This is a genomic window from Pseudacidovorax sp. DMC4, from assembly GCF_056314265.1.
In genome coordinates, this window is sequence record NZ_JBQUYR010000017.1 from 41,213 (window position 1) to 55,368 (window position 14,156).

The following is a 14,156-nucleotide window of genomic DNA, read 5'->3' on the forward strand; positions in this document are numbered from 1 at the left end:
GGCCGTCATGTTTCCCCAGCGCCTGGATTCGCCGCTCGCCTATGGCATCGCCAAGGCGCTGATCGACGGCTTCAACCGGCATTACCGGCTGTTCCGCGCCGAGTCGGCCCGCGCCAAGCACCGCTTCGAGACCGCCGACTGGGCCGGCCAGCAGCGCGCGCAGCGCGAGCGCATCGAGTTCTACGCCCTGCGCGTCGCCGAGGCCGTCGCCCGGCTCGAAAAGGAGTTCAGCGCGGGCACCCAGCCCATGGATGTGTGGCAGCAGGTCAAGCTGCACTACATCGGCCTGCTGGTGGACCATCACCAGCCCGAGCTGGCCGAGAGCTTCTTCAACTCGGTCACCATCAAGATCCTGCACCGGGCCTACTTCCAGAACGACTTCATCTTCGTGCGGCCGGCCATCAGCACCGAGTACATCGAGCCGCAGGGCGCGCCCACCTACCGCGCCTACTACCCGCGGGATGGTTCGCTGGCTGGCAGCGTGATGCAGTTGGTGAACGGGTTCGGCCTGATCGTGCCCTTCGCCGATCTGGCGGGCGACGCGCAGCAGGTGGCGCAGGCCGTGCTGGGCGCGCTGGGGCCGGTGCGGCTACGGGCCAACTTCCAGCTGCAGGTGCTGTCGGGGCTGTTCTTCCGCAACAAGGGCGCCTACGTGGTGGGCCGCGTGCAGAACGGCTTCACCGAGCTGCCCTTCGCCCTGCCCATCCTGCATGACGCGAACGGGCGCCTGGTGATCGACGCGGCCCTGTTCGGCGAGGACGAGCTGCAGATGCTGTTCTCCTTCGCGCGGGCCTACTTCATGGTCGACATGGAAGTGCCCAGCGCCTGGGTGCGCTTCCTGCGCGCGCTCATGCCGCACAAGCCGCGGGCCGAGCTCTACAGCGCCCTGGGCCTGGCCAAGCAGGGCAAGACGCTGTTCTACCGCGACTTCCTCTCGCACCTGAACTACAGCAGCGACCGATTCCGCCTGGCGCCGGGCATTCCGGGCATGGTGATGCTGGTGTTCGACCTGCCGTCCTTTCCGTACGTCTTCAAGGTCATCAAGGACTTCTACCCGCCGCCCAAGGACACCACGCGCGAGCAGGTCAAGCGCAAGTACCAGCTGGTCAAGCAGCATGACCGCGTGGGGCGCATGGCCGACACGCTCGAGTACAGCGGGGTCGGCTTCCCGCTCGACCGCTTCGAGCCCGCACTGGTGGATGAGCTGCAACGCTTCGCGCCGAGCCAGGTCGAGATCGGCGACCGCGACGGCAACGGCGAGATGGAGCTCGTCATCAAGCATGTCTACATCGAGCGGCGCATGATCCCGTTGAACATCCTGCTGGCCGAATGCCTGGAGCAGATCGCGCAGCCCGAGTCGCCGGCCGCGGCCGAGCGGGCGCAGCAGCAGCTGACGCAGGCCGTGGTGGAGTACGGCCATGCCATCAAGGACATGGTGGCCGCCAACATCTTCCCCGGCGACATGCTGTGGAAGAACTTCGGCCTCACGCGCGGCGGCAAGGTGGTGTTCTACGACTACGACGAGATCGAATACCTCACCGACTGCCAGTTCCGCCGCGTGCCGCCGCCTCGCTGCGAGGAGGACGAGCTGAGCGGCGAGCCCTGGTACAGCGTGGGCCCGCGCGACGTGTTCCCCGAGACCTTCGAGCCCTTCCTGCTGGCCAACGACCATGTGCGCGCCGCCTTCATGGCGCACCACGCCGACCTGCTCGACGCCGCCTTCTGGCAGCGCCACAAGGAACGCATCCTGGCCGGCCACATGCTGGACGTGTTTCCCTACGACGAGCGGCGGCGCTTCAGTCGTGCCCAGCGCGGCGAGAGCGTCGGTGCGAGCGATGCCGACGACGCCGCCGAGATGCCCGCCGCTGCTGCTGCCGGTCCGGCCCCGGTACCGAACGCCCGGGCTGCCGCCGCAACGCCCTGATCCTTTCCACCCACTTGCACAAGGAGACCCCCGCCATGTCCGACTCCATCGTCATCCTCGGCGCCGCCCGCACGCCCATGGGTGCCTTCCAGGGCGATTTCGCCTCGCTCGCCGCGCACGACCTGGGCGGTGTTGCCATCAAGGCGGCCGTCGAACGCGCCGGCATCGCACCCGATGCCGTGGGCGAGGTGCTGTTCGGCAACTGCCTGATGGCCGGCCAGGGCCAGGCGCCGGCCCGCCAGGCGGCCTACAAGGGCGGCCTGCCCGACAGCGCAGGTGCCGTCACGCTCAGCAAGATGTGCGGCTCGGCCATGAAGGCCGCCATGCTGGCGCACGACCTGCTGCTGGCCGGCACCCACGAGGTGATGGTGGCCGGCGGCATGGAGAGCATGACCAATGCGCCCTACCTGATGCTCAAGGGCCGCGGCGGCTACCGCATGGGCCATGACCGCATCTTCGACCACATGATGCTCGACGGCCTCGAGGACGCCTACCAGCCCGGCCGCAGCATGGGCACCTTCGGCGAGGACTGCGCCGCCAAGTACCACTTCACCCGCGAGCAGCAGGACGCCTTCGCCATCGCCAGCGTGCAGCGCGCCCAGCATGCGAGCCGCGACGGCCTGTTCCAGGCCGAGATCGCGCCCGTCACCGTCAGGGGCCGCGCCGGCGAGACCGTGATCGCGCTGGACGAAGGCCCGGGAAAGGTCAAGCTCGACAAGATCCCCACGCTCAAGCCCGCCTTCAAGAAGGATGGCGGCACCATCACCGCCGCCTCCAGTTCCTCGATCAACGACGGCGCTGCGGCGCTGGTGATGAGCACCGAGTCGCATGCGAAGAAGATCGGCGCCAGGCCCATCGCCCGCCTGGTGGCCCATGCCACGCATGCGCAGCAGCCCGAGTGGTTCTCCACCGCACCGGTGGGGGCCGTGCAGAAGCTCTTCGCCAAGACCGGCTGGACGGTCAAGGACGTGGACCTGTGGGAGGTCAACGAGGCCTTCGCCGTGGTGCCCATGGCGCTGATGCACGAGCTGGGCGTGTCGCACGACATCGTCAACGTCCACGGCGGCGCCTGCGCGCTGGGCCACCCCATCGGCGCCAGCGGCGCGCGCATCATGGTCACGCTGATCCACGCGCTGCAGCAGCGCGGCAGGAAGCGCGGCGTGGCGACGCTGTGCATCGGCGGCGGCGAAGGCACCGCGGTCGCCATTGAACTGCTATGACACCCCCCAAGCCGCTTCGCGGCTCCAGGCGGCCGCCAGAGGCGGCTGCTCTTCGGGCACGTCCAAGCTGCGCAGGCAGGCTCGGAGCCGCGGCCCTCAGCCCCTCTCTTGCGCCTTCGGCTTGGAGGGGGGCGCACCCGGAGGCCTGGCAAAGCCAGTTCCTCGGGTGCCTTGACATGGCCTGCTCCGCGGCCCCTCGATGTGCGCGGATGCAGGATGACCCACTCGTTCCTTTTCTTTTATCGACTCCCTGTGACTTCGTCTTCCTTCAAGCTCCGTCCCCTGCTCGCCGGCCTGATGGCTGCCTCCTTCCTCGCCGCCGCGCCGGCCCATGCCCGTGACGAGGCGCTGCTCCAGGCCGCAACGGCCGAGCAGCCGGCGGTGGTCAAGACGCTGGAGCAGCTCGTCAACATCGAGACCGGCACCGGCAATGCCGACGGCATGGCGGCGGCCGGTGCCTACCTGGAAGAGCGCCTCAAGGCCCTGGGCTTCACGGTGACGCGCAGCGCGGCGGCCGGCCCGGTGGTGGGTGACAACATCGTCGGCACGCTCAAGGGCAAGGGCGGCAAGCGACTGCTGCTGATCTCGCACATGGATACCGTGTATCCCAAGGGCACGCTGGCCAAATCGCCGTTCAAGATCGAAGGCGACAAGGCCTATGGTCCCGGCATCGCCGACGACAAGGGCGGCAACGCCGTCATCCTGCATGCGCTGCAACTGCTCAAGGCGCGCGGCTTCCAGGACTTCGGCAGCATCACGGTGCTGTTCAACACCGACGAGGAGAAGGGCTCCTTCGGCTCGCGCGACCTGATCCAGCAGGAGGCGGCCAAGGCCGACTATGTGCTGTCCTTCGAGCCCTCGTCGGCCATCAAGGAAGGCTTCACGCTGGGCACCTCGGGCATTGCCTATGTGCAGGTCAACATCAAGGGCAAGGCCTCGCATGCCGGCGCCGCGCCCGAGCTGGGCGTCAATGCGCTGGTGGAGGCCTCGGACCTGGTGCTGCGCACCATGGACATCGACGACAAGGCCCGCGGCCTGCGCTTCAACTGGACCATTGCCAAGGCCGGCGCCGTGTCCAACATCATTCCCGACAGCGCCACGCTCAATGCCGACGTGCGCTATGCCCGCAACGAGGACTTCGAAGCAGCCATGAAGGAGCTGGAGGCCCGCGCGCAGAAGAAGAAGCTGCCCAATGCCGAGGTGCAGGTGCTGGTCACCCGTGGCCGGCCGGCCTTCAACGCCGGCGAGGCGGGCAAGGTGTTGATCGACAAGGCCGTGGGCTACTACACCGAGGCCGGCGGCAGCCTGGTGATCGAGGAACGCTCCGGCGGCGGTACCGATGCGGCCTACGCCGCGCTGGCCGGCAAACCGGTGATCGAGAGCCTGGGCCTGCCGGGCTTCAACTATCACAGCGACAAGGCCGAGTATGTGCAGATCGACGCGATCCCGCGCCGCCTGTACATGGCGACCCGGCTCATCATGGACCTTGGCGCAGGCCGCTGAAGCGCACGCCACCATGATCCAGAACGCCGAACAACTCCGCGCGCTCTATGCCGCCCCCGGCGAGCGCGCGCTGCGCAAGCAACTCGACCACCTTGACGTGCACGGCCGGCGCTTCGTGGCCTTGTCGCCCTTCTGCGTGGTGGCGAGCGGCGGCGTGCATGGCGCGCTGCTCGATGCCTCGCCGCGCGGCGGTGCGCCCGGTTTCGTCAAGGCCAGCGAGGACGGCCGCACGCTGCTGCTGCCCGATTCCGGCGGCAACAACCGGCTCGACACCTTCGAGAACCTGCTGGCCGATCCGCGCATCGCGCTGATCTTCCTGGTGCCCGGCGTGGACGAGACGCTGCGCGTCAACGGCCGTGCCCGGCTTCGCGACGAGCCGGCGTTCACCGGCCAGTTCGAGGGCGAGCGCCAGAGACCCAGGCTGGTGGTCGAGGTGCAGGTGCACGAGGCCTACCTGCACTGCCCGAAGGCCTTCATGCGCTCGCAGCTGTGGGATGCGACCACCTGGGGACCGCGCTCGGCCCTGCCCACGCTCAACCAGATGATCCACGACCAGATGGGCAATGCGACCGCGGCCGAGTCGCAGGAGCAGATGCTGGCCCGCTACCGCACGCAGCTCGACGAGGAAGGCCGACCCGGCCCCTGACCCGCCAGGCACCGGGCCCTGCGCCCACGACAACGACAGGAGACACGATCCATGCTGCTCACCCCCGACCAGGAAGCCATCCGCGACGCGGTGCGCGAGTTCGCCCAGGCCGAGTTGTGGCCGCACGCCGCGCAGTGGGACCGCGACCACCACTTCCCCAAGGACGTGCACCAGGGCCTGGCGCAACTGGGCGCCTATGGCATCTGCGTGCCGGAGGAACACGGCGGCGCCGGCCTGGACTACCTCACGCTCGCGCTGGTGCTGGAAGAGATCGCCGCCGGTGACGGCGGCACCAGCACCGCCATCAGCGTCACCAACTGCCCGGTCAACGCCATCCTGATGCGCTACGGCAGTGCGCAGCAGAAGAGGCAATGGCTGGAGCCCCTGGCCCAGGGCCGCATGCTGGGCGCCTTCTGCCTGACAGAACCGCAGGCGGGCAGCGATGCCAGCAGCCTGCGTACCACGGCCAGGAAGGATGGTGAAGGTTGGGTGATCGACGGCACCAAGCAGTTCATCACCAGCGGCAAGAACGGCCAGGTGGCCATCGTCATCGCCATGACCGACAAGGCTGCCGGCAAGCGCGGCATGAGCGCCTTCCTCGTGCCCACCGACACGCCCGGCTACACGGTGGCCCGGCTGGAGGACAAGCTGGGCCAGCACAGCAGCGACACGGCACTGATCCAGTTCGACGGTTGCCGCATCCCGGCCGGGAACCTGATCGGCGCCGAAGGCGAGGGCTACAGGATCGCCCTGGGCGCGCTGGAGGGCGGGCGCATCGGCATCGCCGCGCAGAGCGTGGGCATGGCCCGCAGCGCCTTCGAATTCGCGCTGCAGTACGCCAAGGACCGCACGGCCTTCGGCGGCCCGATCTTCGACCAGCAGGCCGTGGGCTTTCGCCTGGCCGACTGCGCCACGCAGATCGAGGCGGCGCGCCAGCTCATCTGGCACGCGGCCAGCCTGCGCGATGCCGGCCAGCCCTGCCTCAAGGAGGCCGCCATGGCCAAGCTCTTCGCCAGCGAAATGGCCGAGCGCGTATGCAGCGCCGCCATCCAGACGCTGGGCGGCTACGGCTACGTGAAGGACTTTCCGCTGGAGCGCATCTACCGCGACGTGCGCGTGTGCCAGATCTACGAAGGCACCTCGGACATCCAGAAGCTGCTGATCCAGCGCGCGCTGGCCTGAGCCGTCACGGGCCGCTGCTATCCTGCCCGGATGACGGGCGACAGGCTTCAACGGCTTCGGCGATGGTGGGGCGATGCGCCCCATGCCGATGCGCGCGTGGACCTCACGCTGGCGCGGGCCTACATCCTCGACACCCGCGACACGCCCTTCGTGGCGGCGCTCACGGCGGCCGTCTTCTGGATCACATTCGCCGTGCTCACCCGTCAGACCGGGGTCTTCGTGTGGGCCGCGATGGTCCACGGCATGCAGTGGCACATGTACCGCCACCTGCACGGCGTGGACCCGGCCACCTTCCAGACCGCGGACGCGGCACGCTGGCGCCGCCGGCTGGAGTGGCGCATGCTGCTGCCGGGGCTGGTCTGGGCCGCGGCGCCGTGGCTGTTCTTCCCGCGCGGCGACCTGGCGCTGATCCTGCTGCAGTACTTCTTCATCAGTGGCGTGGCGAGCGTCTCCATCGCCGCGCTGGCGCAGTGGTGGCTGGCCACGCTGTGCTTCGGCGTGCCGTTGTACCTGAGCATTGCCATTCGGCTGATGACGGCCGGCGAGGGCGGCCCGGCCATGTTGATGGGTGTGCTCGCACTGTCGCAGCTGATGGCCACTCTGCACTACGCCCGCAAGCAGAACCTGCTGATCGTCGGCGCCATCGAGTCCGGCCTGGAGAACGCGCGCCTCGCCGAGGCGCTGCAGACCGAGCTCGACCGCGTGGCCCAGCTGGCGGCGCAGCGCGCGCGCATCTTTGCCGCAGCCAACCACGACCTGCGCCAGCCCATGCATGCCCTGGCCGTCTTCATCGATGCGCTGGAAGGCGGCCGTCCCGCCGCACCGGCCGCCGTGCGCCATATGCAGGGCAGCATCGAGGCCCTGCGCGGCTCGGTCGATGCGCTGCTCGACATCGCGCAACTGGACCGCGGTGCTGTGGCCGTGCAGCTGGCGCCGGTGGACCTGGGCGAATTGTTCGACGCCCTTCATGGACGCTTCGCGACGGCGGCAGCGGCCAAGGGGCTGCGGCTGCGGGCGCGCCCCACCGCGGCCCGCGTGAATGCGGATGGGCAGATGCTCTCCCGCCTGCTCGCCAACCTGGTGGACAACGCGCTCAAGTACACCGCCCAGGGCAGCGTGCTGATGGCGGCGCGTGCGTCCACACAGGACGGCGAGGCAGGCTGGCGCATCGAGGTGCGCGACAGCGGCATCGGCATTGCGCCGGAGCACCGGGAGCAGGTCTTCGAGGAGTTCTTCCAGGTCGACAACCCGGGCCGCGACCGTTCGCGCGGCCTTGGGCTCGGTCTGGCGCTGGTGGCCAGCATGGCGCACACGCTGGGCAGCCGCATCGCACTGCGCAGCGCGCCCGGGCGGGGCAGCACCTTCTCGCTGTGGCTCGCTGCCGCCGCGCCGCTGCCTGAGGCGCCGGCCGCCGAAGCGCTGCCGCCCTGTGCACCGGCACGCATCCTGGTTCTGGACGACGAGGCGCCGGTGCGCGAGGGCATGCGTGCGCTGCTGGGCGGCTGGGGCCACGACGTGGTGGTCGCCGCCTCGCCCAGCGAGGCGTTGGCGCTGCCCGGTCGCTTCGACCTGCTGCTGAGCGACCTTCGCCTGGGTGAAGGCCTGTCGGGCCTGGCCGCGGCACGCACGCTCCATGGCCTGGGCAAGGTGCGCGAGGTGGTCGTGGTGACCGGCGAGACCGCGCAGGCCGACCGGGCCCAGGTCGAGGCGGCCGGCTTCCAGCTGCTGTACAAGCCCGTGTCGTCGGCTGCGCTGCGGGCCGCCATCGTGCGCGCCGTCGGCCCCTGCCTGGAGGCCGGTGGTGCCGCCGCCGGCCCTGTCTTTTCCTGATGCCTCTTCCCATGCCCGCACCCGCGACGCTGCCCGCGTCCTCGCAACCCTGCCCCTGCGGCCGCAAGGCGCGAGGCCGTTCAATCGCCTTCGCCGACTGCTGCGGTCGCTTCCTGGCCGATGCGCAGACGCCTGCCGACGAGCGTGCCGCGCGCGTGTCCGATGCGGAGACGCTCATGCGTTCGCGCTACACCGCCTATGGCCTGGGCGATGAGGCCTACCTGCTGGCCACCTGGCATCCGCGAACGCGGCCCGCCATGCTGCAGTTGTCCGAGTCGCCCTCGGTGCAATGGCTGGGCCTGGATGTGCGGGCGCACCTGCCGCTGGGCGCAGACCGGGCCGAGGTGGAATTCGTCGCCCGTTCGCGCGATGCCTCCGGCCGGGCTTCGCGCCTGCACGAGCGCAGCCGCTTCGTGCGCGAAGACGGCCGCTGGTACTACGTGGACGGCGACCTGCGCTGATCTGCCTCGATCGGCGCGTCCACCCGTGGGCCCGCCGCAGCCACCCGCCGCATGGCGATGGCATGGAAAGGACACACCACCGCGCAGTCGCTGCAGCCGGTGCAGGCGGGGGCGTCATGCAACACCGCCTGCTTCTTCCAGTCGCGGCTTTCGAGACTGAGCACATGCGGTGGGCAGGCCGCCACGCACCAGCCGCAGCCGGTGCAGCGCGCGGCGTCGACCAGGGGCAGCCAGCCGGGGCGGTGGCGGCTGTCGCGCGATGAAGCGGGAGGGGCGTCGCTGGCCATGGTGTTCCTGGCCCAGTCTACGTTCGCTCGCCGAGGCAGGGCCGCGCCCTATACTGAAAAAATGAACGAACTCGTCCATTCGCGCGTGCGCCGCAGTGCCGCCGCGAAGCCTGCCGCCAGCCGCACCAACGATCCGGAGCGCACGCGCGCCAACATCCTTGAAGTGGCGGCCGAGGAGTTTGCTGAAAAGGGCCTGGCCGGGGCCCGCATCGACGAGATCGCCGCGCTGACGCAGACGAGCAAGCGGATGATCTACTACTACTTCGGCAGCAAGGAGGGCCTGTACCTTGCCGTGCTGGAAGAGTCGTACCGGCAGGTCCGCGAGATCGAGGCCGACCTGCGCCTGGAGGACCTGGAGCCCGAGACCGCACTGCGCCGCCTGGTGGCCTTCACCTTCGACCACCACCTGCAGCACGAACGCTTCATTCGCCTGGTGATGAGCGAGAACATCCACCGCGGCCAGTACATCGCCGCCTCGCAGCGCATCCAGGAGCTGAACGTGCCGGCCATTGCGGCCATCGAGCGGCTGTATGCGAGGGGCCTCGCCAGCGGCGTCTTCCGGCCCGGGCTCGACGCGGTGGACATCCATGCCTCTATTTCGGCGCTGAGCTTCTTCAACGTCTCGAACCGGCATACATTCGGGGCGCTGTTCAAGCTCGACACCACCTCCGCCGCCTACATGGCGCACCGCCGGGAAAGCGTGATCGACATGGTGGTGCGCTTCGTCAGCGCGCCCTGACCGCCGCCCCCCGGCCTCGGGTTTCTCCGGGAGCGCAAAACTAACCAGTTCGTACAAACTCCGCCCTTCTTCAAGGAGCGTGTATGTGGGGGAACTGTCTCGATCGGCTGTGCCGGTTTTTCTCCTTCGCCATGGTCGTCTGCCTGGCGCTGATGGTGGTCATGGTGTTCGGCAACGTCGTGCTGCGCTATGGCTTCAACGACGGCCTGCTGATCTCCGAGGAGCTGTCGCGCTGGCTCTTCGTGTGGATGACCTTCCTGGGCGCGCTGGTGGCGCTGCGCTCGCACCAGCACCTGGGCACAGACACGCTGGTGTCGCGCCTGCCGCGCGTGGGCAAGAAGCTGTGCCTGGGCGCCAGCCACCTGCTGATGCTGATGCTGTGCTTCTTCATGCTGCAGGGCTCGTGGGTGCAGATGCAGATCAACCGCGAGAGCACCAGCGCCGTCATGGAGGTCTCCATGGCCTGGTTCTACGGCGCGGGCGTGTTCTTCTCGGCCATCGCCATGGTCTTCATCGCCACCGAGTTCGTGGCGCTGCTGGCGGGCCGGCTCGCCGAGTCCGAGCTGATCGGCGTGACCGAATCCGAGGACGCGCCGCACGAGGCCGCCTCCCAACCCTCGCGCTGAAAGGACGGCCATGACCATCGCGATCTTCCTCGGCGCCCTGCTCGGCGCCATGGCCCTGGGCGTGCCCATCGCCTTCTCGCTGCTGGCCTGCGGCGCGGCGCTGATGTGGCACATGGACATGTTCGATCCGCAGATCCTGGCGCAGAACACGCTGGAGGGCGCCAACAGCTTCCCGCTGCTGGCCGTGCCCTTCTTCATGCTGGCCGGCGAGATCATGAATGCCGGCGGCCTGTCTCGGCGCATCGTCAACTTCGCGATGACGCTGGTGGGCCATGTGCGCGGCGGCCTGGGCTACGTGGGCATCATGGCGGCCATCATCATGGCCTCGCTGTCGGGCTCGGCCGTGGCCGATGCCGCCGCGCTGGCGGCGCTGCTGCTGCCCATGATGAACCGCGCCGGCTACGACAAGGCGCGCTCGGCGGGCCTGCTGTCGGCGGCCTCGATCATTGCGCCCATCATCCCGCCCTCCATCGGCTTCGTGGTCTTCGGCGTGGCGGCCAACGTGTCGATCTCCAAGCTCTTCATGGCCGGCATTGCGCCGGGCGTCATGCTGGGCGCGGCGCTGTGGCTCACCTGGTGGTGGCTGGTGCGCAAGGAGAACATCCAGCCCGCACCGCGTGCCAGCCGCGCCGAAGTGCTCACCGCCCTCAAGGACGCCACCTTCGCGCTGGTGCTGCCGGTGATCGTGATCGTGGGCCTGAAGTTCGGCGTCTTCACGCCCACCGAGGCCGCCGTGGTGGCCGCGGTGTACGCGCTCTTCGTGTCCACCGTGGTCTACAAGGAGCTCAAGCTCTCGCAGCTCTATGGCCTGTTCGAGGCCGCGGCGCGCACCACGGCGGTGATCATGTTCCTGGTGGCCGCAGCGATGGTGTCGGCCTGGATGATCACCGTGGCCAACCTGCCGGCCGAACTGGTGGCCGTGCTGCAGCCCCTGCTCGACCGCCCGATCCTGCTGATGTTCGTGATCATGGTCATCACCATGCTGGTGGGCACGGCCATGGACATGACGCCCACCATCCTGATCCTCACGCCGGTGTTCATGCCCATCATCAAGGCCGCCGGCATCGACCCGGTGTACTTCGGCGTGCTGTTCATCATCAACAACGCCATCGGGCTGATCACGCCGCCGGTGGGCACGGTGCTCAGCACCGTGGCCGGCGTGGGCAAGGTCAGCATGGACGAGGTCACCAAGGGCGTGTGGCCCTTCATGGTGGCGCAGTTCGGCGTGATGTTCCTGATGGTGTTCTTTCCCGCCCTGGTGATCGTGCCTGCGCGCTGGTTCCACGGCTGAGCGACCGCTCCTTTCTTCTTTCCGTTTTTCTTCTCGCGACCCAGGAGACCCCCGACATGAAGCGACTCTTCCTCAAGACCATCGTGGCCGCCGTGGCCCTCGCCGCCGCCGGCATGGCGCCCGCGCAGACGCGCACCATCAAGTTCGCCAACCAGAACGCCAAGGGCCATCCCATCGTGCTGGGCATGGAGAAGTTCGCCGAACTGGTGGACAAGAAGTCCGCCGGCCGCCTGAAGGTGCAGGTCTTCCCCGGCGGCGTGCTGGGCAGCGACCAGGCCAACGTGTCGGCCCTGCAGGGCGGCACGCTCGAGATGGCGTCGATGAACTCGGGCATCTTCTCCAGCCTGGTGAAGGACTTCGCGATCTACGACTTCCCCTTCCTCTTCGGCAACGCGCGCGAGGCCGATGCGGTGGTGGACGGCCCCTTCGGCCAGAACCTGCACAAGAAGCTGGAAGACAAGGGCCTGGTCGGCCTGGCCTATTACGAGCTGGGCTTCCGCCAGATCACCAACAGCAAGCGCCCGATCCAGAAGGTGGAAGACATTGCGGGCCTCAAGCTGCGCGTGATCCCCAGTCCGATCAATGTGGACTGGGTCAAGGCGCTGGGTGCCAACCCCACCCCGCTGCCCTTCCCGGAGGTGTATGCCGCGCTGGAGCAGAAGGCGGTGGACGGCCAGGAGAACCCGGTGGCCACCATCAAGGCCGCCAAACTCTACGAAGTGCAGAAGTACATGACGATCACCAACCACCAGTACAACCCGCAGTCGGTGGTGATCAGCAAGAAGTTCTGGGACCAGCTGCCGCCGGCCGACCAGAAGATCCTGAAGGAGGCCGCGGTCGAGTCGGCCCAGTACGAGCGCACCCAGTCGCGCGCCATTCTGCAAAGCGGCCTGGAAGACCTGAAGAAGGCCGGCATGGAAGTGAACGAGTTGTCCGCCGCCGAGGTGACCAAGCTGCGCGAGAAGATGAAGCCCGTGATCGACAAGAACTCGGCCAGCGTGGGCGAGGGCACCGTGCAGGCCATGATGGCCGAGCTGGCCAAGCTGCGGAAGTGATGGCGGGAGGGCCGCGCGTGCGGCCCTGTCCATCGAGGCGGCCTGCGGGCCGCCTTTTTCTTTGGGCCCGCAGGGCCCGGTGCCCATGTTTTCTATGATCCCGCCATGGCCACTCTCTACGACCTCGCCCTCCACGCCATCCGCAAGCACTGGGCCGAGCACGACAACGCTTACCCGCAGAAGCTGCTGCTCACGCCGGCCCAGTACGACGCGCTGATCCAGGCCCGGCGCAATGGCCGCATCGCTATCAACATGGGCGACGAAGGGCTGGACAAGGAACGCTTCATGGGCGTGCCGCTGGCGCAGAGCGAGTCAACCCTCGGCGTGCTCGTGACGGCCGACGGACAGGAGTGGCCGCTGGCCGGCGTTTGACGCCGCCTCGTCCGACCAAACCTATGCAGCGCCGGGTCCGCGCTGCGCCGGCGCCTGCGTCATCAGCCGCTCCAGCACCTCGATGCGGTGGCGGTGCGGCGTGGTGATGGCGTAGAAGCGCTCCTGCAGCGCATCCGAGCGGCCCACGATCGCCAGCGTGCCGTTGCGCAACTCGTCCTGTACCACCACCTCGGGCAGCACCGTGAGCCAGCCGCTGTCGCGCGCGATCAGTCGCAGCATGGCCATGTCGTCCACCTCGGCGCGCAGCCGGGGCGTCACGCCGGCCGAGGCGCACAGGCCGTCGAACTGCCCACGCAGCGCGTGGCGTGGGCCGGGCAGGGCGATCTCCAGCCCATCGAGGTCCTCCGGGATGCGCAGCGGCCGGCCCTGCCAGCGGCTGGCCGGGCCCACCAGCGAGATCGACTGGCTGCCCAGCAGCCGGCAGTGCAGCGGCCGGTCAGGGTCGGCAGGCACGGTCTCGGTGGCCAGCACCACGTCGAGCTGATGCTGCACCAGGCGTTCGACCAGCCCTTCGAGCAGGCCGGACTCCAGCGTGAGCACCACCGCCGGATCGGCCAGCAGCGGGCGCAGCCAGTTCTCCTGGTAGTTGCGCGACAGCGTGGCCACGGCGCCGACACGCAGGCGCGTGACGCCGGCGCTGCGGCCCTGCAGCCGGCCGAGCATCTCCTGGCCCAGGCCGAAGATGTTCTCGGCATAGGCCAGCACCAGCTGGCCGGTGTCGGTGAGCACCAGCCGCCGGCCCTCGCGCGTGAACAGCGCCTCGCCCAGCCGGTCCTCCAGCTGCCGGATCTGCGCCGATACGGCCGACTGGGAGGTGTGCAGTTCCTCCGCCGCCCGCGTCAGGTGGCCCAGGGTGGCCACGCGCCAGAAATAGAACAGGTGGTGGAAGTTGAGCTGCTCCAGCTGCATTGTTCTTTTTTGAAGATTGATTGGTTCGTATCAATGTAATTTACAGAACGAAAGCCGCCAAGCATCATCGCGCCCAGTTTTTCTTCGGAG

Annotated in this window: 14 protein-coding genes; 12 read left to right on the forward strand and 2 right to left on the reverse strand. The window is 68.6% G+C overall.

Annotated elements, in window-relative coordinates:
* Positions 1-7: 7 nt before the first annotated feature.
* From aceK to ACT54X_RS25370, 7 genes are all read left to right on the forward strand, one after another.
* Positions 8-1,924 carry a bifunctional isocitrate dehydrogenase kinase/phosphatase gene (aceK, locus tag ACT54X_RS25340; RefSeq protein ID WP_294375236.1) on the forward strand — a complete coding sequence of 639 codons (1,917 nt, stop codon included), beginning with the start codon at positions 8-10 and terminating at the stop codon, positions 1,922-1,924.
* Between the two features lie 35 nt (positions 1,925-1,959).
* Positions 1,960-3,144 carry an acetyl-CoA C-acyltransferase gene (locus tag ACT54X_RS25345; RefSeq protein WP_294375233.1) on the forward strand — a complete coding sequence of 395 codons (1,185 nt, stop codon included), beginning with the start codon at positions 1,960-1,962 and terminating at the stop codon, positions 3,142-3,144.
* A 252-nt stretch (positions 3,145-3,396) separates the two neighbouring features.
* The gene (locus ACT54X_RS25350; RefSeq protein WP_476349309.1) at positions 3,397-4,647 is read left to right on the forward strand and encodes a glutamate carboxypeptidase; all 1,251 of its coding nucleotides are present in this window, start codon (positions 3,397-3,399) and stop codon (positions 4,645-4,647) included.
* Between the two features lie 13 nt (positions 4,648-4,660).
* On the forward strand, positions 4,661-5,293 hold the full coding sequence (locus ACT54X_RS25355; RefSeq protein ID WP_476349311.1) for a pyridoxamine 5'-phosphate oxidase family protein: 633 nt from the start codon (positions 4,661-4,663) through the stop codon (positions 5,291-5,293).
* 51 nt (positions 5,294-5,344) lie between these two features.
* Positions 5,345-6,475, forward strand: a complete 1,131-nt coding sequence (locus tag ACT54X_RS25360) for an acyl-CoA dehydrogenase family protein (protein ID WP_476349313.1) — start codon at positions 5,345-5,347, stop codon at positions 6,473-6,475.
* A gap of 30 nt (positions 6,476-6,505) precedes the next feature.
* Positions 6,506-8,305, forward strand: a complete 1,800-nt coding sequence (locus tag ACT54X_RS25365; protein WP_476349315.1) for a hybrid sensor histidine kinase/response regulator — start codon at positions 6,506-6,508, stop codon at positions 8,303-8,305.
* An 11-nt stretch (positions 8,306-8,316) separates the two neighbouring features.
* A complete protein-coding gene (locus ACT54X_RS25370; protein ID WP_476349317.1) occupies positions 8,317-8,766 on the forward strand; it encodes a YchJ family protein in 450 nt (149 codons plus the stop codon).
* Here the strand turns inward: ACT54X_RS25370 and ACT54X_RS25375 are convergent.
* Entirely contained in the window at positions 8,742-9,053 is a 312-nt protein-coding gene (locus ACT54X_RS25375) for an ATP-binding protein (RefSeq protein ID WP_476349319.1), read from the reverse strand. The two genes, ACT54X_RS25370 and ACT54X_RS25375, sit on opposite strands and share 25 nt — an antisense overlap.
* Before the next feature lie 61 nt (positions 9,054-9,114).
* Here ACT54X_RS25375 and ACT54X_RS25380 point away from each other — a divergent pair, with 61 nt between their 5' ends.
* The 5 genes from ACT54X_RS25380 to ACT54X_RS25400 all read left to right on the forward strand — a co-directional run bounded on the left by ACT54X_RS25380 (position 9,115) and on the right by ACT54X_RS25400 (position 13,136).
* Entirely contained in the window at positions 9,115-9,792 is a 678-nt protein-coding gene (locus ACT54X_RS25380; protein ID WP_294375214.1) for a TetR/AcrR family transcriptional regulator, read from the forward strand.
* A gap of 131 nt (positions 9,793-9,923) precedes the next feature.
* Positions 9,924-10,418: a TRAP transporter small permease gene (locus ACT54X_RS25385; protein WP_294375211.1), complete on the forward strand. Its 495-nt coding sequence runs from the start codon at positions 9,924-9,926 to the stop codon at positions 10,416-10,418.
* Positions 10,419-10,428: 10 nt separating this feature from the next.
* Positions 10,429-11,709 (forward strand): TRAP transporter large permease subunit, encoded by a 1,281-nt coding sequence (locus tag ACT54X_RS25390; RefSeq protein WP_476349321.1) that lies wholly within the window; start codon positions 10,429-10,431, stop codon positions 11,707-11,709.
* A 56-nt stretch (positions 11,710-11,765) separates the two neighbouring features.
* The gene (locus tag ACT54X_RS25395) at positions 11,766-12,764 is read left to right on the forward strand and encodes a TRAP transporter substrate-binding protein (protein WP_294375204.1); all 999 of its coding nucleotides are present in this window, start codon (positions 11,766-11,768) and stop codon (positions 12,762-12,764) included.
* Between the two features lie 105 nt (positions 12,765-12,869).
* Positions 12,870-13,136 carry a hypothetical protein gene (locus ACT54X_RS25400; RefSeq protein ID WP_476349323.1) on the forward strand — a complete coding sequence of 89 codons (267 nt, stop codon included), beginning with the start codon at positions 12,870-12,872 and terminating at the stop codon, positions 13,134-13,136.
* Between the two features lie 21 nt (positions 13,137-13,157).
* On the opposite strand, the gene ACT54X_RS25405 is transcribed toward ACT54X_RS25400, so the two are convergent.
* Positions 13,158-14,066 carry a LysR family transcriptional regulator gene (locus tag ACT54X_RS25405; RefSeq protein WP_476349325.1) on the reverse strand — a complete coding sequence of 303 codons (909 nt, stop codon included), beginning with the start codon at positions 14,064-14,066 and terminating at the stop codon, positions 13,158-13,160.
* Positions 14,067-14,156 lie beyond the last annotated feature (90 nt).